Below are 22,946 nucleotides of genomic sequence, written 5' to 3' on the forward strand. Positions count from 1 at the left end.
GCCGCCACTCGATCACCTGCCTGTCGCCGGCCCCCGCTGCACGAGGTGTCGGCCGCGGCACGCTCTGCGGACTGAACAGCTCGAGGAGCCACCAGAAACGCAGGATCCGCTGTCGTTCTTCACGGCTGCTCATCGCACGCGTCCCCCTGAATCGCAGCTTCGGATGCCCGTCGCGTCAGAACCACCCCGCACCGACGACGACAGACCGTTTCCACCCCGGCAGGTGCGCGCGGGCGGTTGCGCGTCTCGGACGACGAGTGGTCGCCGTGTTCAGGAGAACTCGGCGGAGGCCTCAAACCACCGCGGGCGCTTCGACGCTGTCACGGCGCATCTCCTCGACACGCACTGTCGGCCAGCCCGGCGTCCCCAGCGACGCGGCGTGCGATGCGGCGCGGACGAGAGCCAGGGCCCAGGTGAGCGGATCATTCGTGTCGTCCTCGTCATCGACAGGGATCTCGAAGACGAGGGAGCGTGTCGACGCCGAGCCCGAGATCGCGACTCCGAGGCCGCCTTCAAGGCGGGACATCTCGGTGGCCACGCCGCAGATCGCGTCATCGAACTGAGACTCCTCAGCTGCTCCGATGACGATGCAGCTCACTTCCACGTAGCCCTGCATCATCGGTCTTCCTCCTCGGTCGTACACGAGTACTTTTCCACCGACCGTCGTCGGATCTCAATCATCGGTCGGATCTCGGCCACGTTCTGCACGAGTTCACGGTGCCCGCAGGTCCCACCGCACCGACCGAGGAAGTGAGCGTCGCCGAGTACGACCGACCACCCGATGCTCTCCAACCACTGAAGGAACTGCTCGGCACGGGCATCCGGATGCGGTGGTCTCCCCGGCACGTCTTCCCCTCGTGTCGCACGGCGTTGACCAAGTCTGTCGGAGCCGGCTCGCGGAGAAATGTCGGGCACGGACGCTGGCGCGGCATCCGACCTCGTCACCTGCGACGAGCAGCGAGCCGCGCCGAGCAGACCCGTACTTCCAGGCACCTGCGCTGCGCGGTCTCCCCCGCCGCCCGGCTCGCAGAGCCGAACCGAGCTACACGTTGAAGCGGAACTCCACCACGTCGCCGTCCTGCATCACGTAGTCCTTGCCCTCGATGCGGGCCTTGCCCTTGGCGCGGGCCTCGGCGATCGAGCCGGTCTCGACGAGGTCCTCGAACGAGATGATCTCGGCCTTGATGAAGCCCTTCTGGAAGTCGGTGTGGATCACGCCGGCCGCCTGCGGGGCGGTCCAGCCCTTGCCGATCGTCCAGGCGCGCGTCTCCTTCGGGCCCGCCGTGAGGTAGGTCTGCAGGCCGAGGGTGTCGAAGCCGATGGACGCGAGCTGGTTGAGGCCCGACTCGGTCTGGCCGGTGGACTCGAGCATCTCGGCCGCGTCGGCCTCGTCGAGGTCGATCAGCTCGGACTCGATCTTGGCGTCGAGGAAGATCGCGTGCGCCGGGGCGACCAGCGCGGCCAGCTCGGCCTTGCGCGCGTCGTCGGTCAGCACGGCCTCGTCCACGTTGAAGACGTAGATGAAGGGCTTCGCGGTGAGCAGGCCCAGCTCGCGGATCGGCTCGAGCTCGATCGACGACGCCGAGAGCGGCTTGCCGGAGTCGAGGAACTCGCGCGCCTTCTTCGCGGTCTCGAGCACGATCGGCTCGATCTTCTTCCCCTTGAGCTCCTTCTCGTAGCGCGCCTCGGCCTTCTCGAGGGTCTGCAGATCGGCGAGGACGAGCTCGGTGTTGATCGTCTCCATGTCGCTCGCGGCGTCGACCTTGCCGTCGACGTGCACGACATCGGCGTCCTCGAAGCCGCGGATGACCTGCGCGATCGCGTCGGCCTCGCGGATGTTGGCGAGGAACTTGTTGCCCAGGCCCTCGCCCTCCGAGGCGCCGCGGACGATGCCGGCGATGTCGACGAAGGACACGGGCGCGGGCAGGATGCGCTCGGAGCCGAAGATGCCGGCGAGCACCTCGAGGCGGGAGTCGGGCAGGTTCACGACTCCGACGTTGGGCTCGATCGTCGCGAACGGGTAGTTCGCGGCGAGCACCGTGTTCTTGGTCAGCGCGTTGAAGAGCGTCGACTTGCCGACGTTGGGGAGTCCGACGATTGCGATAGTGAGAGCCACGGGCATCCATCCTACGGCGTGGTCGCGGGGGTGCCGCGTGCCGGTCCCGGCGGCGTCGGAGGTGCGTGAGAGGGTGAAGTCGTGCCCATCGACTTCACCGCCATCGACTTCGAGACCGCCAACTCGCACGGAGCGTCCGCCTGCTCCGTCGGGCTCGTCAAGGTCCGCGACGGCCGCGTCGTCGACCGTGCCGGCTGGCTCATCCGCCCGCCCTACGGCTACGACGACTTCCTCGAGTGGAACACCCGCATCCACGGCATCCGCAAGCACGACGTGCACGCGGCCGCCTCCTGGGTCGAGCAGTTCGCCGACCTCGTCGCCTTCGCCGGCGAGGACGTCTTCGTCGCCCACAACGCCGGCTTCGACATGAGCGTCATCCGCGCCGCCTGCGCCGCGACGGCGCTCGAGCTCCCCGCCTACGACTACCTCTGCTCGCTCCAGCTCGCCCGCAGGACCTACCAGCTCGAGTCCTACCGCCTGCCGTCCGTCGCGTTCGCCGCCGGCTACGACGACTTCCGCCACCACGACGCGTCGGCCGACGCCGAGGCCTGCGCCGCGATCGTGGTGCACGCGGCCCGCCGGCACGGGGCCGGGAGCCTGGCCGAGCTCGGCGAGCTGGCCGGAGTGTCGGTCAAGCGGCTGCGTCCGAAGGCGCCGGTCGCCGCCTGACGCCCGGGGCGGCGATCCGAGAGCCGGCGCTCTCACTCCCCCGCGCGCGGGTCGCCGAACCAGTTGCTGAAGATGCGCCAGAAGTTGCGGTTGCCGTAGGCCGAGCACGCGTCGCCCGAGCCGTAGAGGTCGTCCATCGCGGCCGCGTTCGGCTGGTACGGCGTGTAGTAGTAGAGCCCCGCGGTCGCCGCGTTCTCGATCCGCACCGGGGCCGTCCCGCAGGCGGCGTCGGGCGAGTACTGGATCTCGCTGGTCTCGCCGACCGGGTACCAGTCGAAGCTGCTCTCCGGGTTGCGGTAGCGCTGGAACTGCCAGGCCGCGCCGTAGACCTGGCCGAAGAAGCCGAAGTAGTCGCTGTCGCAGTCCGCCGTGTCCGGGCAGCCGTAGCCGGTGGCGCTGCGGAACTGGCGCTCGCTCGGCGCGCTGTCGGTCACCAGTGACTGCTCCTTCTGCAGCAGCGTCAGCAGCACGGCGGGGCTGACGTCGCAGGCGCCGGCGACGAAGGCGATGATCTCGGCGGCCGAGACGTCCTGCCCACCCGCGACGGCGGCGCACTGCTCGTCGGCGGCGACGTCGCCGGTGTCCTCGGCGTAGTCCCGCAGGCACGGGACATCGGTCCCCGCGCAGGAGGGCACCCGCGCGTTGAGGAAGGCCTGGATCGTCAGCGGGCCGAGGGCGTCGCCGTCGAAGAAGACCTCGTCCGACACGATGTCGCCCGGGTCGAAGCCCGAGCCGTCGACGCCGCCGGCCAGGTCGGTCCACATCCGGATGCTCGGCACCTCGGTCGCGGGAGCGGCCGCCGCGCCGAGGTCCGTCGCTCCGGGGAGCAGCAGCACCACCGCGAGGGCGGCGAGAGCCGCCGCCCCTCCCCGTCGACGTCGGATGACGGACGGGGAGGGGACGGCCGGGGAGGGATCGGCCGAGCTCATCCCTCCACGCTAGCGGCCGTGCGCTGGAGCATCAGCCGCAGGGCGTGAGCCGCGCGACCGCGTCCGACAGCGTGTTCGGGCCGCCGAGCAGGACGACCTTCTTGGCACCGAACGCGGTGATGTCGTTCAGCACCGCCTGCGGCACGCAGTCCCGCGGGACCGCGAAGAGCGGGCTCGAGGTGTAGCCCGCGGCGGTCGCTCCGGCGAGCGCGTCCGGGAAGTTCTCCCCGGTCGCGAGGTAGACCGTGTTCGCCCGCTGGAAGGCGGCCCTGTTCAGCTTCTCCGAGGTGTCGTAGCGGTCCGAGCCCGCGATCCGCGTCTTCGAGGCGACGGCGAGCGAGCGCTCGATGCCGTCGCTCACCGAGAGGGCGTTGCCCGCGATGGTGAGCGAGCGGACTCCGAGCTGCGAGACGAGGCTCTTCGTCGTGGCGTCCGCGGTCGCCAGCGTCCCGTTGACCAGGAGCACCGGAGCGTCCACCGAGCCGGCCGCCGCGCTGGCGCCCAGGGCGTCGGGGAACTTCTCGCCCGTCGCGAGCCACGCCCGGCTCGACCCGTCGGAGAAGGCGTACTGGACGACCTTCTTCGCGGTGTCGTAGCGGTCGACGCCGCCGAGGCGGGTGGGGGTCGCTCCGCCGCGGACGTACTGCTTGAGGTCCTGCAGCACGGCGTCGCTGACGCTCAGCGTGGAGCCGACCACGACGATCTTCGCGGGCTTGAGGCGGGTCAGCTCGGTGCGGACCGGCTGCGACATCGAGTCGCGGTCGACGAGCAGGAGCGGGCCGCCCTGCTTGGCCGCGGCGGGAGCGGCGCTCAGCGCGTCGGGGAAGGCGGAGCCGGTCGCGACGTAGACGACGGGAACGTTCGCCGTGAAGGTCGCCTTCGAGACGCGGACGGCCGTGTCCTGGCGGTCGGTGCCGGCGATCCGCTCGACGGGAACGGTCGTTCCGTTGGACACGCTCGTGCAGCCGAGGTCCTTGGTGCCGGGCGCCTTCGCGTCGCCCGAGCCGGTCCAGAGGTTCCAGTCCACCGAGGCGGCGCTGGCGCAGACCGTGTAGGTGCCGGCGGCCGAGGCGGGGGCGGTCGCGGCGAAGCCGTGGTTGCCGCCGGCGGCCGGGTACTCCCCCGGGATGTCGCCGCGCGAGGCGTTCGCGGTCTGGGTGCGGACGGTCTTGGAGCCGTCGGGCGCGGTGATGGTGACGGTGGTGGCGAGCTGCGCGCGCTGCGTCGTCGGGTCGACGGCCCAGCCGGAGGCGGTCAGCGTGCCGCCCGAGATCCTCGGGGCGTCGACGCGGCCGGCCGGGGCGACGCCGGCGTTGGCGAGCGAGCCGTTCCAGTCGCTGAAGATGTACCAGAAGTTGATGTTGCCGTAGGTGGCGCAGGCCTGGTTGCCGGTGTTCGTCAGCGCGTAGCTGTTGGGCTGGTACGGCGTGTAGTAGTACAGGTTCGCCGTGGCCTGGTTGCGGATCGCGACCGGCGACGAGCCGCAGGACGTGTCCGGGTTGAAGAGGATGCTCGGCGTCGTGCCCGCGGCGTAGGCGGTGAAGTTCGAGCCGGAGCCGGGCGGGTTCGCGTACTTCTTAAACTGCCGGGCCGCGCCGTAGACCTGGGTGAAGAAGCCGGCGGAGCCGTTGTCGCAGCCGGTGCTGTCGGGGCAGTTGAAGCCGGTCGCGCGGTTGTAGAGGCGCTCGGTGGGGCTCGTCGTCGAGACGAGGCTCGTCTCCTTCTGCACGAGGACGGCGAGCACGAGCGGGCTGATGCCGCAGGCCTCGCCGACGCCGGCGAAGATCGACGCCGCGGACTCGAGGACGCCGCCGCGGTACGCCTTGCACATCGCATCGGCCGCCTTCGACGGCGTGACCTGGCTGAAGGCCTTGAGGCAGGGCACGCCGTTGGGCGTGCCGGAGCAGTTGCGGCCCTTGTCGTCCAGGAGCGCCTGCATCTGCTGCGCCGAGCGGGCGTCGCTGTCGAAGAAGTTCGCGTCGCTGAAGATGTAGCCGGCGCGGAAGCTCTTGGTGCTCTCCGCCTCGTACTGGACCTTCACGTCGGGCAGGACGGAGCCGTCGGCGGCGGTGACCTGCGCCTCCCCCGCTCCCGGATCGACCAGGACGGACGCGGGCGGCAGCGTCTCGTCGGCGGCGGAGGCGGCGGCGACCGGGACGAGAGCGGTCCCGAGTCCGACGGCGAGGGCGAGTGCGGCGGTGAGCAGGCGCGAAGGACGGCGGTGATTCCCCATGGTCCCGAAGCCTAGGGGCAACCTCCGACTCCGCCTCCTCCCGCTCCGGACACCCGTCCGAGGGTCAGACGGACATCGTCGGAGCGCCGCAGCGCGGATGTCGGAGGTCCGTGGTCTCCTCGGCGCATGGAACTCAGCTTCGTCCTCGGCCTCGCGGTCGGCGCGCTCCTCGCCGCCGTCGTCGCCGTGCTGCTCGCCCGTGCCCGCACTCCCGACACCGCGCTCGCGCTCGAGCTGGCCACGGCGCAGGCGCGGGCCGAGGGGCTCGAGGAGCGGCACGAGTCGGTCGTGGAGCAGCACCGCGAGCACCTCGGCTCCGCCCGCGACCAGATCCGCGAGCTGCAGGAGCAGCTGCGGGTCGTCGCCGAGCGCGAGCGGCACGACGCGCGGATCCTGCAGACGCTCTCCCCCGTCGCCGAGAGCCTGCGCGGGATGCAGGAGTCGGTGCGCCGTCTCGAGAGCGAGCGCGCCGCGCAGTTCGGCGCCATCACCGAGCAGCTGGAGGGGCAGCGGCTCGCCGGGGAGAGGCTCCGCTCGACCACCGAGACGCTCGCCTCCGCGCTGCGCTCGAGCGCCAGCCGGGGTGCGTGGGGCGAGACGCAGCTGCGCAACGTCGTCGAGGCGGCCGGGCTGACGCAGCGGGTCGACTTCGACGTGCAGTTCGGCCTGGAGGGCGAGGGCGGGAAGGGCCGCGCCGACATGGTCGTCCGCCTCCCCGGCGGCAAGGCGATCGCCGTCGACGCGAAGGTGCCGTTCGACGCCTACCTCGAGGCGAGCGCGATCCCCGCCGGCGCGGGGGCCGAGGAGGAGGCCCGGCGCGCCGGTCTGCTGCGAGCGCACGTGCGGGCCCTCCGCGGGCACATCGACGCCCTCGCCGGCCGCGCCTACTGGACCGGGCTGCCGGCGAGCCCGGAGTTCGTCATCGCCTTCATCCCCAGCGAGCCGCTGCTGGCGAGCGCGCTCGACGCCGACCCGACGCTGCTGGAGTACGCGTTCCGCAAGCGGGTCGCCCTCGCCTCGCCGGTGACGCTCTGGTCCGTGCTGAAGACCGTCGCCTACACCTGGCAGCAGGACGTGCTGACCGACGACGCGAAGCGGCTGCTCGATCTCGGCAAGACGCTTTACGCGCGGCTGGCGACCCTCGCCGACCACGCGGAGGGGCTGCGCCGCTCGATCGAGAAGACGGTCGACTCCTACAACGCCTTCGCCGGCTCGCTCGAGACCCGCGTCCTCGTCACCGCGCGCCAGTTCGACACCCTCGACGAGTCCCGCGTGATCGCGCCCGCCGGCGGCGTCACGGTGTCACCGCGCCGCCTGACGGCCGTCGAGCTCCTCGCCCCGGACGAGCGCACGGCCTGAGCCGCGGGGTCTCGATACGCCGCTCCGCGGCTACTCGACCAGCACGGATGTGCGCCTGGTCAGATTCATGCTGATCGAGTAGCGCCCGCAGGGCGCGTATCGAGATCCACCGTCCGACGGAGGCGGGGTCTCGATACGCCGCTCCGCGGCTGCTCGACCAGCATGCAGCGGCGGCCTAGACCCACTTCTCCGCGAGGTGCTGGGCCGTCACGCGACGGATCGTGCCCGAGCGCGAGCGCAGGACGATCGACTCGGTGGTGATGATGTGGCCCTCCTTGCGGACGCCCTTCACCAGCCCGCCGTTGGTCACGCCGGTGGCGACGAAGTAGGTGTTGTCGCTGCGGACCAGGTCGTTCGCGTGCAGGACGCGGTCGAGGTCGTGGCCGGCGTCGATCGCGCGCTGGCGCTCGTCGTCGTCCTTGGGGCGGAGGATGCCCTGGATCACGCCGCCGAGCGCGCGGATGGCGCACGCGGTGATGATGCCCTCGGGCGTCCCTCCGGTACCCACGCACATGTCGACGCGCGAGTCGTGCCGAGCGGCGTTGATGCCGCCCGCGACGTCGCCGTCGAGCAGCAGCCGCGTTCCGGCGCCCGCCGCGCGGATGTCGTCGATCAGCTGCGCGTGCCGCGGGCGGTCGAGCACCGCGATGCGCATCTCGTCGACGGGCTTGCGCTTGGCCCGCGCCAGCGCGCGGATGTTCTCGCCGATCGGGCGCTCGATGTCGATGATCCCCACGCCCTCGGGCCCGGTGACGATCTTCTCCATGTAGAAGACCGCGGAGGGGTCGAACATCGCCCCGCGGTCGGCGACGGCGATCATCGACAGCGCGTTCTGCCGGCCCGCCGCGGTCAGCGAGGTGCCGTCGATCGGGTCGACGGCGATGTCGGCGGCCGGCCCGGAGCCGTTGCCGACGTGCTCGCCGTTGTAGAGCATCGGGGCGTTGTCCTTCTCGCCCTCGCCGATGACGACGACCCCGTCGAAGTTGACGGTGCCGAGGAAGGTGCGCATCGCGTCGACGGCGGCGCCGTCGGCGGCGTTCTTGTCGCCCTTGCCGATGAAGGGGACGGCGCGGATCGCCGCCGCCTCGGTGGCTCGGACGAGCTCCATGCCGAGGTTGCGGTCCGGGTGGAGGTAGAGCGAGTCGTGGTCGATATCGGTCACAGCGCGGAGTCCTTCGCGTTCGAGTTCGTGCAGACGGCGTCGTCGCAGGACCCGCGGAGCGGATCCCCATCCCGGAGCGGAGTCTATCCGAGGCCCGCCCCGCGCCCGGGGGACGCCCCGCAGCCGCCTCGCTAGACTCGACGCCGACGCGGGCCTCGCCCGACCCCCTCCCGTTCATCCGTCAAAGGAGATGCCATGCCCGTCGCTACCCCGGACCAGTACGCAGAGATGCTCGACAAGGCGAAGAAGGGCGGCTTCGCGTACCCCGCGTTCAACGTCTCCTCCTCGCAGACCATCAACTCGGTGCTGCAGGGCCTGTCCGAGGCCGGCTCGGACGGCATCATCCAGGTCACGACCGGAGGCGCCGACTACTTCGCCGGCCACACGGTCAAGAACCGCGCCGCCGGAGCGATCGCCTTCGCGAAGTTCGCCACCGAGGTCGCCAAGAACTACCCGGTCACGGTCGCGCTGCACACCGACCACTGCCCGCAGAACGCGCTCGAGGGCTTCGTCTACCCGCTGATCGCCGCCTCCGAGGAGGAGGTCAAGGCCGGTCGCGAGCCGCTCTTCCAGTCGCACATGTGGGACGGCTCGGCCGTGCCCCTCGACGAGAACCTGAAGATCGCCCAGGAGATCCTGCCGCGCGTGAAGGCGATCAACGCGATCCTCGAGGTCGAGATCGGCGTCGTCGGCGGCGAGGAGGACGGCGTCTCCCACGACATCAACGAGCACCTCTACACCACGCTCGACGACGCGATCGCGACCGTCGAGGCCCTCGGCTTCGGCGAGCAGGGCCGCTACATGGCCGCGCTGACCTTCGGCAACGTCCACGGCGTCTACAAGCCCGGCAACGTGCGCCTGCGTCCCGAGCTGCTCCGCGAGATCCAGGACGGCCTGCAGAAGAAGTACGGCACCGAGGCGCTCCCGCTCGACCTCGTCTTCCACGGCGGCTCCGGCTCCACCGACGACGAGATCGCCGAGGCGGTCCGCAACGGCGTCGTGAAGATGAACATCGACACCGACACCCAGTACGCCTTCAGCCGCTCGGTCGCCGACACCGTGCTGAAGAACTACGACGGCTTCCTCAAGGTCGACGGCGAGGTCGGCAACAAGAAGGTCTACGACCCGCGCTCGTGGGGCAAGATCGCCGAGTCCGCCATGGCCGTCCGCGTCGCCGAGGCGACCCGCCAGCTCGGCTCCGCCGGCCACTCCGGCAAGTAGGGCACCGCTCCGTGACGAACGCACACGACCAGCCGGGCCGCACAGAGCGCCCGGAACCGCAGTACGGCGAGTACGCGCCGCCCGGCTGGTCGTGGACACCTCCGGAGGACGCCGTCGTCGTCCCCGACCCGCGAGGGTCCGAAACCGATCCGCGGCCCGCGACCGCGCCCTCCGCGAAGACCGTCGCGCACCCCGTCGACCGGCTGATCACGATCATCCTGCTCGCGCTCGGCGTCTTCTTCGCGGTGCCGACGCTGCTCGACCCGTCGAGCTTCGCCACCACGCTCTCCGAGCTCTACACGAGCCAGGGCATCGGCACCTACGCCTCCCCCGATCTCGCCCGCACCCTCGGGCTGGTCGTCGCGCTCGCGCAGGCGCTGATCGTCGCGTTCGCGGTCTGGATCTCGATCCGCCGGCTGCGGGCCGGCAATCGCGCCGTGCTGGTGCCGATCCTGGGGATCGTCGCGACGGTCGTGCTCTCGCTGACGGTCGCCGCCATCGCGATCCTCGGCGATCCGACCTTCGCCGACTACGTCTCGCGGATGTCCGCCGGGACCGGCACGGACGTCTAGCGCCCGACCGGCTGACGCGAAGAAGGCCGCCCTCCCTCGGGAGCGGCGGCCTTCTCCTCGTTCTGCGTGCGGAGCGTCAGGCGCTGACGGAGGCGCTCACGCGTCCGCCGGCCCCGCGGGCGTCGCGCTTGCCGGCGACGTCCTTGCGCAGCTCCTTGGGGAGCGAGAACATCAGGTCCTCCTCGGCCGTCTTGACCTCCTCGACGTCGCCGTAGCCGGCGGCGGCGAGGTCGTCGAGCACCTCGCGGACGAGGACCTCGGGCACCGAGGCGCCGCTGGTGACGCCGACGGTGCGGATGCCGTCGAGCCACTCCTGCTTGATCTCGCTGGCGTAGTCGATCCGGTAGGCGGCCTTCGCGCCGTACTCGAGCGCGACCTCGACGAGGCGGACCGAGTTCGAGGAGTTGGCGGAGCCGACCACGATGACCAGCTCGGCGTGCTCGGCGACCTTCTTGATCGCGACCTGGCGGTTCTGGGTGGCGTAGCAGATGTCGTCGCTCGGCGGGTTCTGCAGGTTCGGGAAGCGCTCGCGGAGGCGGCGCACCGTCTCCATCGTCTCGTCGACCGAGAGCGTGGTCTGCGAGAGCCAGACGACCTTGTCCGGGTCCTTCACCACGATGTTCGGGACGTCGTCGGGGCTGCCGACCAGGGTCACGTGATCGGGAGCCTCGCCCGCGGTGCCCTCGACCTCCTCGTGCCCCTCGTGGCCGATCAGGAGGATCTCGAAGTCGTCGCGCGCGAAGCGGACGGCCTCGCGGTGCACCTTCGTGACGAGCGGGCAGGTCGCGTCGATCGCCTGGAGGTTGCGGTCGGCCGCACCCTGCACGACCGCCGGCGAGACGCCGTGCGCGCTGAAGACAATGTGCGAGCCCTCGGGGACCTCGTCGACCTCCTCGACGAAGATCGCGCCCTGGCTCTCGAGCGTGGAGACGACGTGCACGTTGTGCACGATCTGCTTGCGCACGTAGACGGGGGCGCCGTAGTGCTCGATGGCCTTCTCGACGGCGACGACCGCGCGGTCGACGCCGGCGCAGTAGCCGCGCGGGGCGGCGAGGAGCACTCGCTTGGCACCGTCGACGGGCTCGTCGCGCAGGCGCCCGGTTGCGCGGGGCATGCGCGGCATGGGCAGGCTGATCGGGGCTTCACTCACCCCGCGATTCTACGCGGTGCATCCTGTGCTCCCCGCGGAAGGGCCGGATCCGCTGACCGGCGGCCGGACGAGCGGCCTCGCGCCCGGCCCGGCGCCGCGGCCGCCGAGGTGTCGGAGGCATCCCGTACCGTGGTCGTCGCGGGTCCGCCGCCCGCTCCCCCGCCCGCCCGCTCCAGCGAAGGCACCGATGACAGACGCCCCTCCCACCGCCGATGCTCCCTGGCCGGTCGGTCTGCTCGCGAGCAAGATCAAGGGCTGGATCGAGCGCCTCGGCACCGCGTGGGTCGAGGGTGAGATCACGCAGTGGGGCGTCTCCGGCGGCAACGTCTACGGCAAGCTGAAGGACCTCTCCGGCGACGCCACCGTCGGCTTCACGGTCTGGTCCTCCGTCCGGGCCCGCCTCCCGGCGGACCTCAAGCAGGGCGACCGCGTGATCGCGCTGGTCAAGCCGAACTACTGGGTCAAGGGCGGCACGCTCTCGATGCAGGTGTTCGAGATGCGGCACGTCGGGCTCGGCGATCTGCTCGAGAAGCTCGAGCGGCTGCGCCGGCAGCTCGCCTCGGAGGGGCTGTTCGAGCCGGCGCGCAAGCAGCGGCTGCCCTTCCTCCCGCACGGGATCGGCCTGATCACCGGCAAGGACTCCGACGCCGAGAAGGACGTCCTCCGCAACGCCCAGCTGCGCTGGCCGGCCGTCCGCTTCCGCGTCGTGCACGCCGCCGTGCAGGGCGAGCGCACGGTGTCCGAGGTGACCTCCGCCCTGCGCACCCTCGACGCCGACCCGAGCATCGACGTGATCGTGATCGCCCGCGGCGGCGGCGACTTCCAGAACCTGCTCGGCTTCAGCGACGAGTCCCTCGTGCGGGCGGTCGCGGCCTGCACCACCCCCGTGGTCAGCGCGATCGGGCACGAGGCGGACCGCCCGCTGCTCGACGACGTCGCGGACCTCCGCGCGTCCACCCCGACCGACGCGGCGAAGCGGGTCGTCCCGGACGTCTCCGACGAGCTGCTCCGGGTGCAGCAGGCGCGGCTGCGGATGACCACCCGCGTCAGCGGGCTCGTCTCGCACGAGATCGACCGCCTGTCGCAGCTGCGCTCCCGGCCGGTCCTCGCACAGCCCCGGGTCCTCGTCGACCAGCGCTCGGAGGAGCTGACCCGCTGGGTCGCCCGCGGCGCGGAGCTGGTCGAGCGGCGGATCGAGCGCGCCCACCTCGAGGTCGAGCGCCTGCACGGCCATCTCCGCGCGCTGTCGCCGCAGCACACCCTCGACCGCGGCTACGCGATCGTGCAGAACGGCAGCGGTCACGTGGTCCGCACGCCGCAGGACGCGGCCGAGGGCGAGGCGCTCGTGCTCACCCTCGCCGAGGGCGCCGTCGCCGCCCGCTCGACCGGGCCCGCGGCCGATCCCGCCGGCCGCGGCTGACCCGTCCCGCTCCCACCCGCCCGCGCCCTCCTCGCAGCCCCGATCGATAGGATCACCCCCATGGCCGACGCCCGCACCGACTCCCCCGCCGTGCCGTCGAGCGACCCCGTCCCGACCCGCGAGTCCGACGTCTCCGGCTTCAGCTACGAGCAGGCGCGCGACGAGCTCGTCCGCGTCGTCTCCGAGCTCGAGCAGGGCAGCTCCACCCTCGAGCGCTCGCTCGCTCTGTGGGAGCGCGGCGAGGCGCTCGCGGCCCGCTGCGAGGAGTGGCTGATCGGCGCCCGCGCGCGGCTCGACGCCGCCCGCTCGGGCGGATCGGCCGCCGGCGGATCGAGCGCCGGATGAGTCGCGAGAAGCCGCCGCGCGTCGTCGCCGAGCTCGGCCGGCCCGAGACGGCCGCCGAGACCGCGGCCCGCAAGGCCGAGAACTCCCGGCTCTACCGCCAGCGCAAGACCGTCAACAACCTCGTCTTCTCGCTGCTCGCGACCGTCGGCGCCGTGGCGCTGATCGTGCTGATCGTCCCGCGCGGCGAGGGCACCGTCCGCGACCCGGTGGACGTGCCGGCGGTCGCCGCCCAGTTCCAGCTCGGCGAGAGCGAGACCCTCGCCGCGCCCGACATGCCCGACTCCTGGTCCTCGAACGCGGCCGAGCTGCGCGAGGACGGCGGGATCGAGTACTGGTACGTCGGCCTGATCACGCCCAAGAGCGGCTACATCGGCGTCAGCCAGGGCTTCGACGCCGACGAGCGCTGGGTCTCCGGCCAGCTCGACAGCGCCGCCGCGACCGGCGTCGAGCAGATCGACGGCCGCGAGTGGACGGTCTACGACCACCGCGACGGTGCCGGCGAGACCGGCAACAGCCCCTACGCTCTCGAGACGACGGCCGGTGGCAGCACCTACCTCGTCTACGGCACGGCGCCGACGGACGAGATCCGCCAGGTCGTCGACGCCATCACCCCGCAGATCGGCCAGGAGGAGTCCCGTTGAGCTTCGATCCGTCGAGTCCCCAGCACGAGGTCCCGCAGAGCATCGCCGTCGCGCGCGAATCGCGCCCGCCGTCGTGGGTCTGGAAGGAGATGCTGCGCGGCAACCAGCGCTTCGTCGCCGGTGAGCCCCGCCACCCCCGCCAGGACGTCGAGCGCCGCAACGAGCTCGCCGCCGAGCAGAAGCCGCTCGCCGCGCTGTTCGGCTGCAGCGACTCGCGCCTCGCGGCGGAGATCATCTTCGACCTCGGCCTGGGCGACCTCTTCGTCGTCCGCAACGCCGGCCAGGTCATCGCCGATTCGATCATCGGCTCCCTCGAGTACGGCGTGGCCGTGCTCGGCGTGAAGCTGATCCTCGTCCTCGGCCACGACGAGTGCGGAGCGGTCAAGGCCGCGATCCAGTCGCAGGCGCCCGACGCCGAGCGCCTCCCGCCGCACATCGAGCACCTGATCGAGCCGATCATCCCGGCCGTCCGCCGCATCGTCGGTCCGCAGCCCGACGGCCGCGTCCTCGTCGACCCGTCGACGACCGACGCCCTCGCGGTCGGCCGCGAGCACCTCCGCGACACCGTCGCCGAGCTGCTGCAGCGCTCCCCGCTCATCGCCGACGCGGTCGCCGCGGGAGAGCTCGCGGTCGTCGGCGCCAACTACCGCCTCGCCGACGGCACCGTCGACTCCGACGTGGTCCTCGGCATCGACCCGCCGCAGATGAGCCCGTACCGCTCGGAGCAGGAGCGCACCTCCAGCCCCCTGCAGAGCGTGTCGGGCCCCGACGCGACCGCTCCGGCCGCCGAGCAGCCGACCACCGACCTCCTCTCACCGAACCGATGAACCGAACAGAACAGGACGAACACAGCGTGGTGGACACCTCCCCGACCGACTCCGGCGCCGACGACGCCTTCCGCATCGAGCACGACACGATGGGCGAGGTCCGCGTCCCGCGCGACGCGCTCTACGCCGCGCAGACGCAGCGCGCGGTCGAGAACTTCCCGATCTCCGGCGCCGGCCTCGAGCCCGCCCAGATCGCGGCCCTCGCCCGGATCAAGAAGGCCGCGGCCCTCGTCAACGCCGATCTCGGCGTGCTCGACGGCGAGATCGCCCGCTCCATCGCCGACGCGGCGGACCTCGTGGTCGGCGGCGGCTACGGCGAGCACTTCCCGATCGACGTCTACCAGACCGGCTCCGGCACGTCGTCGAACATGAACATGAACGAGGTGCTCGCCACCCTCGCGACGACCGCGCTCGGCCGCCCGGTGCACCCGAACGACCACGTCAACGCCTCGCAGTCCTCGAACGACGTCTTCCCGACCTCGGTGCACGTCGCCGTGACCGGCGCGCTGATCCAGGACCTGGTGCCCTCCCTCGAGCACCTGGCCGAGGCCCTCGAGACCAAGGCCGAGCTGTGGGCCGAGGTCGTCAAGGCCGGCCGCACCCACCTGATGGACGCGACGCCCGTCACCCTCGGTCAGGAGTTCGGCGGCTACGCGGCGCAGATCCGCCTCGGCATCGAGCGCGTGCAGTCCGCCCTCCCCCGGGTCGCGGAGGTCCCGCTCGGCGGCACCGCCGTCGGCACCGGCATCAACACGCCCGCCGGCTTCCCGGCGAAGGTCATCGCCCGCCTCGCGGAGGAGACCGGCCTGCCCGTCACCGAGGCGCGCAACCACTTCGAGGCGCAGGGCGCCCGCGACTCGCTCGTCGAGGCGTCCGGCGCGCTCCGCGTGCTCGCCGTCAGCCTCACCAAGATCAACAACGACCTGCGCTGGATGGGGTCCGGCCCGAACACCGGTCTCGGCGAGCTCAGCATCCCGGACCTCCAGCCCGGCTCGTCGATCATGCCCGGCAAGGTGAACCCGGTGATCCCGGAGGCGGTCCTGATGGTCTGCGCCCGCGTGATCGGCAACGACGCGACGATCGCCTGGGCCGGAGCCTCCGGAGCCTTCGAGCTGAACGTCGCCATCCCGGTGATGGGCACGGCGCTGCTGGAGTCGATCCGCCTGCTCACCGCCTCGGCCACGCTGCTCGCCGACAAGACCGTCGACGGCCTCGAGGCGAACGTCGAGCACGCGCGCGCCCTCGCCGAGTCCTCGCCCTCGATCGTCACGCCGCTGAACAAGGTGATCGGCTACGAGGCCGCCGCCAAGGTCGCGAAGAACTCGGTCGCGAAGGGCATCACCGTCCGCGAGTCCGTCGTCGACCTCGGCTTCGTCGAGCGCGGCGAGGTGACGGAGGCGCAGCTCGACAGCGCCCTCGACGTCATGTCGATGACCCACCCGGGCTGAGGCCCGCCTCCACATGCTGGTCGAGTAGCGCCGCAGGCGCGTATCGAGACCCACCGTGCTCAGCAGGGCGGGTCTGCAGACTCATGTCCTGACGCTGGTGGATCTCGAGACGCCCGCTCCGCGGGCTACTCGATCAGCATGGAAGACGCCCGCTCCGCAGACTGCTCGATCGGCATGCACAGCATGCCCACCCTGCAGCAGGGGGCGGTCGGCCGCCGCGCGATCGGCGCCCCTGCATGCTGGTCGAGTAGCGCCGCAGGCGCGTATCGAGACCTACCGCGGCCAGGACGTCGGCCGTCAGCGCGCGGCCGGCCGCCGCGACCACGACGGCGCGCGCTCGGGTCGGGGACCGATGCCGACCAGCGCCGCCGGCACGACCGCGAGCCCGGGCAGCAGCCGGAGCAGCGCCGCCAGCGCGCGCGGCGGCCCCGAGAGCCGCCCGGCCAGCGCCGGCAGGATCAGGCGCGCGTGCAGGACCCGCTGCAGCGACTGGATCAGCACGGCGGGCAGCGCGCGCCGGCGCTGCACCCGGGCGAGCACGCGGTCGCCCGCCGCCGTCCGCAGCACACCGCGGCGCAGCGGCCCCGCCAGCAGCCGCGCCGCCGCCACCGCGTCCTGCACGGCCAGGTTGATGCCGACGCCACCTACCGGCGACATCGCGTGTGCCGCGTCGCCGAGGCAGAGCACCCCCGGAGCGTGCCAGCGCGGCAGCCGCTCGAGCCGGACGTCGAGGTGCTTCACGTCGTCCATCGACGCGATCCCCGCCACGTCCTCGGCGACCTCGGGGAGCAGCTCGGCCGCCTCCGCCCGGAACGCCTCGATCCCCCGCTCCCGCACCGCCGCGTCGGTGCCCTTGAGCCCCAGCCGCGCGATCTGCAGGTAGCCGTCGCGCGGGATCGCGATCGACACCCGCCCGCGCCCGATCCGCGGCAGGAGCGACTCGCCCACGGCCCGCGCAGTCGGCAGGCGGTACCACCAGACGTCGAAGCCGACCGGCAGCGACCGCACGGGCAGCCCGGCCGAGCGGCGCACGGCCGACCAGCGCCCGTCGCAGGCGACCGTCAGATCGGCGAGCAGGCGCCCCTCCCCGGCCGGCGACCGGTACTCGACACCGACGACCCGCCCGCCCTCGCGGACGACGCCGGTCACCTCGTGCTCGGTGAGCAGGGTGAAGCAGCGCTCGGCCTGCGCCGCCTCGGCGACCAGGGCCAGCAGGTCCCACTGCGGCACCATCGCGACGTACGGGTGGCGCACCGGCAGCCGCGCGAAGTCCGCGATCACCACGTCGCGCCCGTCGCGGCCGGGGATCGTCACCCGCTCCACCCGCGAGTGCCGGATCGCCTCGAACCGGTCGAGGAGCCCGAGGTCCTCGAGCAGCCCCAGCGTCGTCGGATGCACCGTGTCGCCGCGGAAGTCGCGAAGGAAGTCGGCGTGCTTCTCCAGCACCGTCACCGCGACGCCGGCCCGCGCCAGCAGCAGACCGAGCACCAGGCCCGCCGGCCCGCCGCCCACGATCGCGCAGGTCGTCCCCTGCTGCAGGGCCGCGCTCCCGCCGTCCATCCCGTCGTCTCCGTCGCCGTCCGCCACGTCGGCCTCCTCGCTCGGCACCCGGTCTACACCTCCGCGGCCGTGCGGACCAGCGTCGGACGCTCGCACGTCACGTCCAGGCGATGACGAGCCAGAACGCGGCGAGCTGGAAGGGTCCGAACGGGATCCGCTCGCCCCCGCCGCGGAGCGCCGACGGCAGACTCCACGCGCCGGCCAGGACGAACGCGAGCACCGGCGCCAGGAGGGCGAGTGCCGGATCGACCGCCGCGAGCGGGAGCGCCAGCCCCGTCCCGAGCTTCACGTCGCCCCGGCCGAGCCCGCCCGCGAGGTGCAGCAGTCCGAGCACGAGAGCCGTCGCGAGCACGGCGGGCAGCTCCCCCGGCACCCGCCCCGAGAGCGACCCGCCGGCCATCGACGCGAGCCCCGCCAGGAGGATCGGCACCGTCAGCGCGTTCGGCAGCCACCGCTCGCGCACGTCCGCGAGCACGAGCGGCACGGTCGCCGCGGCGACGACGAGGACGACGATCGCCGCCCGCCCCTCGACCCTCGCGAGCCCGATCGCGCCGAGCAGGACCGCGCCGACGAGCGCTGCCGAGAGGTCCAGAAGCCGGTTCATCCGGAGACTGTAGAGCCGATCGCCCCGCGCCCGCCGGAGTTGTCCACAGGCGATGCCGGACGTCCACCCTTCACTCCCGCGGCGGCACCGGCCCGAGCAGCGCGTTCGCGAAGAGCCCGTGCGCGGACTCGTCGTCGGAGGGGTGGAAGAGCCCGGCCAGCACGTCGCGGTAGAGCCGGGAGAGCTCGGAGTCGCGGCGGTAGGACGAGCCGCCCGAGACGCGGACCGCGCTCTCGACGATGCGCAGCGCCGCCTCGGTGGTGCGGATTTTCACACCGACGAGCGACGGGAACCAGCCCGCCCCGCGGTCCACGAGCGCGTCCACGTCGGCCGCCGCGCTCGCGAGTGGTGCCCGGAGCCCGTCGAGCAGGATCGCGGCGTCGGCGAGGCGCCAGCGGATGTCCGGGTCCTCGGACAGCGGCCGTCCGCCGGCCCGGAGCGACGTCCGCTTCCGCGCCGACGCCACGCCGAGCTCCAGGGCGCGCTGGGCGACCCCGAGGTAGACCGAGGCGATCAGCAGCTCGAAGTCGGCGAAGATCGCGAAGACCAGCGGATCCGCCGTCGGGCCGACGGGCAGCGAGCGGAACATCCGCGCGGCCGGCACCTCGACGCCGTCGAGGACCGTGGTCCGGCTCTGGGTGGCGCGCATGCCGAGGGTGTCCCAGTCGTCGTGCACGGTGAGCCCCGGCACCGACGCGTCCGGCGAAGACCGGTCGACGAAGCCGTGCACGAGCCGCGGCTCCGGCCCGCTGTCGTCGCGGCCGAAGACGCCGAGCCGGGTCCAGGCCGGCGAGAGCGAGGTGAAGATCTTGGTTCCGGTGAAGCGGTAGCCGCCGTCGCCGAGCGGCTCCGCGCGGGTGAGCGAGTCGGAGAGCACGAGGTCGTTGCCGGGCTCGCTGTTGCCGAAGGCGAAGACGTGCCCGGCCGCCGCGTCGACCAGCACGTGCTCGAGCGAGGCGTCGCCGCGGGCGCGCAGGGCCTTCGCGATCCCGGTCCAGACCAGGTGCATCGTGGTCGCGAGCGCGGTCGCGGGAGCGGCCGTCGCCAGCCGGGCGTGCTCGGCCGTCGCCTGCTCGAGACCGAGGCCGCCGCCGCCGAGCTCCGCCGGGACGAGCATTGTCAGATACCCGGCGGCCTTCAGCTCCTCGAGGTCCTCGGTGAAGAAGGCGTTGCGCGCGTCGTAGTCGGCCGCGCGGAGGCGGAAGCGCTCGAGGAGCGCGTCGTCGAGGATGCTCACCCGCCCCACGCTACGCGCCGCGGCCCCGGATCACTCCAGTCGCGGAGCACCTCCGGCACGCGGAACGACCTCCGGCTCGCGAGAACCAGTGATTCCGGCGAGCCGGACGTGATTCTGCGAGCCGGAGATGACCGAAGGTCGCTCAGGACCTAGGCCGACTCGTTCGACTCCAGCATCTCGGTCACGAGCGCCGCGATCGCCGAGCGCTCGGAGCGGGTCAGCGTCACGTGCGCGAACAGCGGGTGCCCCTTCAGCGTCTCGATCACCGAGGCGACGCCGTCGTAGCGGCCGACCCGAAGGTTGTCCCGCTGGGCGACGTCGTGGGTGAGCACCACCCGCGAGTTCTGGCCGACCCTGGACAGCACCGTCAGCAGCACGTTGCGCTCGAGCGACTGCGCCTCGTCGACGATCACGAAGGCGTCGTGCAGTGAGCGCCCGCGGATGTGCGTCAGCGGCAGCACCTCGAGCATCCCGCGCTCGATCACCTCGTCGAGCACGTTCTGCGAGACCAGCGCGCCGAGGGTGTCGAAGACCGCCTGCGCCCAGGGGTTCATCTTCTCGGCGGCGTCGCCGGGCAGGAAGCCGAGGTCCTGGCCGCCGACCGCGTAGAGCGGCCGGAACACCATGATCTTCTTGTGCTGGCGCTTCTCCAGCACCGCCTCGAGCCCCGCGCAGAGCGCGAGCGCCGACTTGCCGGTGCCGGCCCGGCCGCCGAGCGAGACGATGCCCACCTCCTGGTCGAGCAGCAGGTCGATCGCCAGCCGCTGCTCGGCCGAGCGGCCGTGCAGCCCGAAGACGTCCTTGTCGCCGCGCACCAGCGCGATCTGGCGCTTGCCGGTCACCCGGGCGAGTGCGGAGCCACGGTCCGAGTGCACGACGAGCCCGGTGTTGATCGGGATGTCGGCGACCTCGTCCGTGAAGAGCCGCTCGCGGTCGTAGAGCTCGCTCATCTGGTCGCCGCTCAGGGTGACGTCGTCCATGCCCGTCCAGCCCGACTCCGGGGCGAGCTCGGCGAGGTACTCCTCGGCGGCGAGGCCGATCGAGGCGGCCTTCACGCGCATCGGCATGTCCTTCGACACGACGGTGACGAGGGCGCCCTCGCTCTGCAGGTTCATCGCCACGGCGAGGATCCGCGAGTCGTTGTCGCCGAGCTGCAGCCCGCTGGGCAGCACCGACATGTTCGAGTGGTTCAGCTCGACGCGGAGGGTCCCGCCCCGGCCGACCCGGATCGGGAAGTCCAGCCGCTCGTGCTTGACCCGCAGCTCGTCGAGGTGCCGCAGCGCCTGGCGGGCGAAGTAGCCGATCTCGGGGTCGTTGCGCTTGCCCTCGAGCTCGCTGATCACGACGATCGGCAGGACGACGGCGTGCTCCGCGAAGCGGAACATCGAGGAGGGATCCGACAGCAGCACCGAGGTGTCGAGGACGTAGGTGCGCTGGAGCTGCTCGGTGCGATCCGAGGAGCCGTGCTGCGCGCGGCGGTGGACCGCGCCCTGCGTGCCGTTCTGCGGATCCGTACCCTGGGGAACTGTCACGTCGACTCTCCACATTCCGGGGGCCGGAGCCCCCGACTCACTTCAGAGGATTCGAGTCGGCCGGTGGTGCGTCTCGGCACCGCGCAGTTCCTTCACTGGCAGTCATCGAGTCGTACTTGTGTGGCCGACTCGACCAGGTGCGTCACCTGATGATCCGAACCTAATCCCGGAAATGACAGCCGTGTGGTTCTTGCCGAGACGAACGTGTAACAGCTATGTGAACAGCGCGCGCGGGAGGGCAGCTCAGCTGCCGAAGCGGCGGTGCCGGCCGGCGTAGTCGCGCAGCGCCCGGAGGAAGTCGACCTCGCGGATGTCGGGGCCGAGCGCCTCCATGAAGTAGAACTCGCTGTGCGCGCTCTGCCAGAGCATGAAGTCGGAGAGGCGCTGCTCGCCCGAGGTGCGGATGACGAGGTCCGGGTCGGGCTGACCGCTCGTGTAGAGGTGCTCGCCGATCAGCTCGGGCGTGAGCAGGCCCGCGACGTCCTCGATCGAGGAGCCGCGCTTGCCGTGCTCGTCGAGGATGCTGCGGACCGCCTGCGCGATCTCGTGGCGGCCGCCGTAGCCGACCGCGAGGTTGATGTGCAGGCCGGTGTGCGCGGCGGTGCGCTCCTCCGCGCGGTCGAGCGCCGAGACGAGCGACTCCGGCAGCCCGTCGTCCGAGCCCACGTGCTGCACGCGCCACTCGGGCTGCTGCGAGACCTCCTCGGCGAGGTCGGCGATGATCGCGATCAGCTCGGTGAGCTCGGAGCTCTCCCGGCCGACCAGGTTGTCCTGCGAGAGCAGGTAGAGGGTGACGTGCCGGATGCCGAGCTCGTCGCACCACTGCAGGAACTCGTGCACCTTCGCCGCGCCCGCGCGGTGGCCGTGCGCGGCCGTCTCCAGCGCGCGCTGGCGGGCCCAGCGGCGGTTGCCGTCGATGATCATCGCGACGTGGTTCGGCAGCGCGGCGCCCTCGAGACTCGAGCGCAGCCGCTTCTTGTAGACGCCGTAGAGCAGGTCGCTCCCCACGGGCAGTCTCGGCTTCGGCACGGTGCCACGGTAGTCGAAACCGCGGCCCGGTACCGGACCACGGCTGTTCCCCCGTTCGAGCAGGCTCTCCCGGTCGCCCTGCCGCGGCGGGTCGTATCCTCGTCGGTATGAGCCACCGGCCGACCTCCCCCACGCCCGATCCGGATGCGCGCGCCGTGCCGGAGGACGACGCGACCGGCCCCTCGCTCCCCGCCCTGCCGCTCGTCGAGGACGAGATCGAGCACGGTGCGGCGACGGAGGCGCGGCCGACCTGGCGCGGCTGGATCCACGCCGGACTGTTCCCGGTCGCGATCGTCGCGGGCATCGTCCTGGTCAGCGTCGCCGACGGCGCACCGGCGAAGTGGGCGGCGACCGTGTTCGCCGTCTCGTCGCTGCTGCTCTTCGGCAACTCGGCGCTCTACCACCGCTTCGACTGGTCGCCGCGGACCAAGATGATCCTCAAGCGGATCGACCACGCGAACATCTTCCTGCTGATCGCCGGCACCTACACGCCGCTCGCCGCGCTCGCCCTGCCGCCCGCGCAGGGCTCGCTGCTGCTCGTGCTGGTCTGGGCGGGGGCGCTGCTCGGGATCGGCTTCCGGGTGTTCTGGATCTCCGCGCCGCGCTGGCTCTACGTGCCGCTCTACCTGCTGCTGGGCTGGGCGGCGGTGATGTACCTCGGCCCGCTGTTCGAGGCGAGCGCGGCGATGATGGTGCTCGTGCTGGTCGGCGGCCTCTGCTACTCCGTCGGCGCGGTCGTCTACGGGATCAAGCGGCCGAACCCGGTGCCCGGGGTCTTCGGCTTCCACGAGATCTTCCACGCGCTGACCGCGGTGGCGTTCCTCTGCCACTGGACGGCGGCGCTGATCGTCTGCCTGCACCCGACCTACAACGTCGGCTGAGCGCCGGGCGC

At 72.1% G+C, this 22,946-nt stretch carries 20 protein-coding genes and 1 pseudogene; 10 read left to right on the top strand and 11 right to left on the bottom strand.

From position 1 onward, the window contains the following. Nucleotides 1–292: 292 nt before the first annotated feature. Nucleotides 293–619 carry a hypothetical protein gene (locus EDF43_RS04565; RefSeq protein WP_123735296.1) on the bottom strand — a complete coding sequence of 109 codons (327 nt, stop codon included), beginning with the start codon at nt 617–619 and terminating at the stop codon, nt 293–295. 423 nt (nt 620–1,042) lie between these two features. After that, on the bottom strand, nt 1,043–2,116 hold the full coding sequence (gene ychF, locus EDF43_RS04570; protein WP_123735295.1) for a redox-regulated ATPase YchF: 1,074 nt from the start codon (nt 2,114–2,116) through the stop codon (nt 1,043–1,045). A gap of 81 nt (nt 2,117–2,197) precedes the next feature. Between ychF and EDF43_RS04575 the strand changes: the two genes are divergently transcribed. Further along, entirely contained in the window at nt 2,198–2,785 is a 588-nt protein-coding gene (locus tag EDF43_RS04575) for an exonuclease domain-containing protein (protein WP_132435799.1), read from the top strand. Nucleotides 2,786–2,817: 32 nt separating this feature from the next. On the opposite strand, the gene EDF43_RS04580 is transcribed toward EDF43_RS04575, so the two are convergent. After that, complete coding sequence (locus tag EDF43_RS04580) at nt 2,818–3,714, bottom strand: hemagglutinin (protein WP_132435800.1); 897 nt, start codon at nt 3,712–3,714, stop codon at nt 2,818–2,820. Between the two features lie 31 nt (nt 3,715–3,745). Beyond that, the gene (locus tag EDF43_RS04585) at nt 3,746–5,947 is read right to left on the bottom strand and encodes a cell wall-binding repeat-containing protein (protein WP_132435801.1); all 2,202 of its coding nucleotides are present in this window, start codon (nt 5,945–5,947) and stop codon (nt 3,746–3,748) included. Nucleotides 5,948–6,073: 126 nt separating this feature from the next. Here EDF43_RS04585 and EDF43_RS04590 point away from each other — a divergent pair, with 126 nt between their 5' ends. Further along, complete coding sequence (locus EDF43_RS04590) at nt 6,074–7,306, top strand: DNA recombination protein RmuC (protein ID WP_132435802.1); 1,233 nt, start codon at nt 6,074–6,076, stop codon at nt 7,304–7,306. Between the two features lie 175 nt (nt 7,307–7,481). Here EDF43_RS04590 and glpX read toward each other — a convergent pair whose 3' ends face one another. After that, complete coding sequence (gene glpX, locus EDF43_RS04595; RefSeq protein WP_123445977.1) at nt 7,482–8,414, bottom strand: class II fructose-bisphosphatase; 933 nt, start codon at nt 8,412–8,414, stop codon at nt 7,482–7,484. A 249-nt stretch (nt 8,415–8,663) separates the two neighbouring features. Here glpX and fbaA point away from each other — a divergent pair, with 249 nt between their 5' ends. Together fbaA and EDF43_RS04605 are read left to right on the top strand one after the other, a co-directional pair. Then, a complete protein-coding gene (gene fbaA, locus EDF43_RS04600) occupies nt 8,664–9,689 on the top strand; it encodes a class II fructose-bisphosphate aldolase (RefSeq protein ID WP_132435803.1) in 1,026 nt (341 codons plus the stop codon). Between the two features lie 11 nt (nt 9,690–9,700). Continuing rightward, a complete protein-coding gene (locus EDF43_RS04605; protein WP_132435804.1) occupies nt 9,701–10,261 on the top strand; it encodes a DUF6264 family protein in 561 nt (186 codons plus the stop codon). Nucleotides 10,262–10,337: 76 nt separating this feature from the next. On the opposite strand, the gene EDF43_RS04610 is transcribed toward EDF43_RS04605, so the two are convergent. Further along, nucleotides 10,338–11,384 (bottom strand): 4-hydroxy-3-methylbut-2-enyl diphosphate reductase, encoded by a 1,047-nt coding sequence (locus EDF43_RS04610; protein WP_123735289.1) that lies wholly within the window; start codon nt 11,382–11,384, stop codon nt 10,338–10,340. Nucleotides 11,385–11,598: 214 nt separating this feature from the next. On the opposite strand from EDF43_RS04610, the gene xseA reads away from it, so the two are divergent. The 5 genes and pseudogenes from xseA (at nt 11,599) to EDF43_RS04635 (ending at nt 16,092) form a co-directional block, all read left to right on the top strand. Then, nucleotides 11,599–12,831, top strand: a complete 1,233-nt coding sequence (xseA, locus tag EDF43_RS04615; protein ID WP_132435805.1) for an exodeoxyribonuclease VII large subunit — start codon at nt 11,599–11,601, stop codon at nt 12,829–12,831. Nucleotides 12,832–12,891: 60 nt separating this feature from the next. Beyond that, complete coding sequence (locus EDF43_RS04620; RefSeq protein ID WP_243582433.1) at nt 12,892–13,176, top strand: exodeoxyribonuclease VII small subunit; 285 nt, start codon at nt 12,892–12,894, stop codon at nt 13,174–13,176. After that, on the top strand, nt 13,173–13,817 hold the full coding sequence (locus tag EDF43_RS04625; protein WP_132435806.1) for a DUF4245 domain-containing protein: 645 nt from the start codon (nt 13,173–13,175) through the stop codon (nt 13,815–13,817). The genes EDF43_RS04620 and EDF43_RS04625 overlap by 4 nt, the downstream gene beginning before the upstream one ends. 89 nt (nt 13,818–13,906) lie before the next feature. Continuing rightward, nucleotides 13,907–14,512 (top strand): annotated as a pseudogene (locus EDF43_RS04630) (carbonic anhydrase); the annotation flags it as partial. Between the two features lie 158 nt (nt 14,513–14,670). After that, nucleotides 14,671–16,092 carry a class II fumarate hydratase gene (locus EDF43_RS04635; protein WP_243582431.1) on the top strand — a complete coding sequence of 474 codons (1,422 nt, stop codon included), beginning with the start codon at nt 14,671–14,673 and terminating at the stop codon, nt 16,090–16,092. Between the two features lie 297 nt (nt 16,093–16,389). Here EDF43_RS04635 and EDF43_RS04640 read toward each other — a convergent pair whose 3' ends face one another. The 5 genes from EDF43_RS04640 to EDF43_RS04660 all read right to left on the bottom strand — a co-directional run bounded on the left by EDF43_RS04640 (nt 16,390) and on the right by EDF43_RS04660 (nt 22,054). Next, on the bottom strand, nt 16,390–17,679 hold the full coding sequence (locus EDF43_RS04640) for an FAD-dependent oxidoreductase (RefSeq protein ID WP_279388997.1): 1,290 nt from the start codon (nt 17,677–17,679) through the stop codon (nt 16,390–16,392). A 70-nt stretch (nt 17,680–17,749) separates the two neighbouring features. Further along, nucleotides 17,750–18,256, bottom strand: a complete 507-nt coding sequence (locus EDF43_RS04645; RefSeq protein WP_132435808.1) for a prepilin peptidase — start codon at nt 18,254–18,256, stop codon at nt 17,750–17,752. 70 nt (nt 18,257–18,326) lie between these two features. Then, complete coding sequence (locus tag EDF43_RS04650) at nt 18,327–19,502, bottom strand: acyl-CoA dehydrogenase (protein WP_132435809.1); 1,176 nt, start codon at nt 19,500–19,502, stop codon at nt 18,327–18,329. A gap of 140 nt (nt 19,503–19,642) precedes the next feature. Beyond that, on the bottom strand, nt 19,643–21,025 hold the full coding sequence (locus tag EDF43_RS04655; RefSeq protein ID WP_243582427.1) for a PhoH family protein: 1,383 nt from the start codon (nt 21,023–21,025) through the stop codon (nt 19,643–19,645). 243 nt (nt 21,026–21,268) lie between these two features. Next, on the bottom strand, nt 21,269–22,054 hold the full coding sequence (locus EDF43_RS04660) for an isoprenyl transferase (protein ID WP_123445415.1): 786 nt from the start codon (nt 22,052–22,054) through the stop codon (nt 21,269–21,271). 107 nt (nt 22,055–22,161) lie between these two features. On the opposite strand from EDF43_RS04660, the gene EDF43_RS04665 reads away from it, so the two are divergent. Further along, nucleotides 22,162–22,935, top strand: coding sequence for a hemolysin III family protein (locus tag EDF43_RS04665; protein WP_132435811.1), 774 nt, complete (start codon nt 22,162–22,164; stop codon nt 22,933–22,935). The last annotated feature ends 11 nt before the right edge of the window (nt 22,936–22,946 follow it).

The sequence above is a fragment of the Rathayibacter sp. PhB179 genome (assembly GCF_004345345.1).
Classification (GTDB): domain Bacteria; phylum Actinomycetota; class Actinomycetes; order Actinomycetales; family Microbacteriaceae; genus Rathayibacter; species Rathayibacter festucae.

Bases quoted from the DNA above. Each gene is read 5' to 3' on its own strand.
- EDF43_RS04565 (WP_123735296.1), bottom strand. From the start codon at position 619: ATGATGCAGGGCTACGTGGAAGTGAGCTGCATCGTCATCGGAGCAGCT.
- EDF43_RS04580 (WP_132435800.1), bottom strand. From the start codon at position 3,714: ATGAGCTCGGCCGATCCCTCCCCGGCCGTCCCCTCCCCGTCCGTCATC.
- EDF43_RS04585 (WP_132435801.1), bottom strand. From the start codon at position 5,947: ATGGGGAATCACCGCCGTCCTTCGCGCCTGCTCACCGCCGCACTCGCC.
- EDF43_RS04590 (WP_132435802.1), top strand. From the start codon at position 6,074: ATGGAACTCAGCTTCGTCCTCGGCCTCGCGGTCGGCGCGCTCCTCGCC.
- glpX (WP_123445977.1), bottom strand. From the start codon at position 8,414: ATGGAGCTCGTCCGAGCCACCGAGGCGGCGGCGATCCGCGCCGTCCCC.
- fbaA (WP_132435803.1), top strand. From the start codon at position 8,664: ATGCCCGTCGCTACCCCGGACCAGTACGCAGAGATGCTCGACAAGGCG.
- EDF43_RS04610 (WP_123735289.1), bottom strand. From the start codon at position 11,384: ATGCCGCGCATGCCCCGCGCAACCGGGCGCCTGCGCGACGAGCCCGTC.
- xseA (WP_132435805.1), top strand. From the start codon at position 11,599: ATGACAGACGCCCCTCCCACCGCCGATGCTCCCTGGCCGGTCGGTCTG.
- EDF43_RS04620 (WP_243582433.1), top strand. From the start codon at position 12,892: ATGGCCGACGCCCGCACCGACTCCCCCGCCGTGCCGTCGAGCGACCCC.
- EDF43_RS04625 (WP_132435806.1), top strand. From the start codon at position 13,173: ATGAGTCGCGAGAAGCCGCCGCGCGTCGTCGCCGAGCTCGGCCGGCCC.
- EDF43_RS04645 (WP_132435808.1), bottom strand. From the start codon at position 18,256: ATGAACCGGCTTCTGGACCTCTCGGCAGCGCTCGTCGGCGCGGTCCTG.
- EDF43_RS04665 (WP_132435811.1), top strand. From the start codon at position 22,162: ATGAGCCACCGGCCGACCTCCCCCACGCCCGATCCGGATGCGCGCGCC.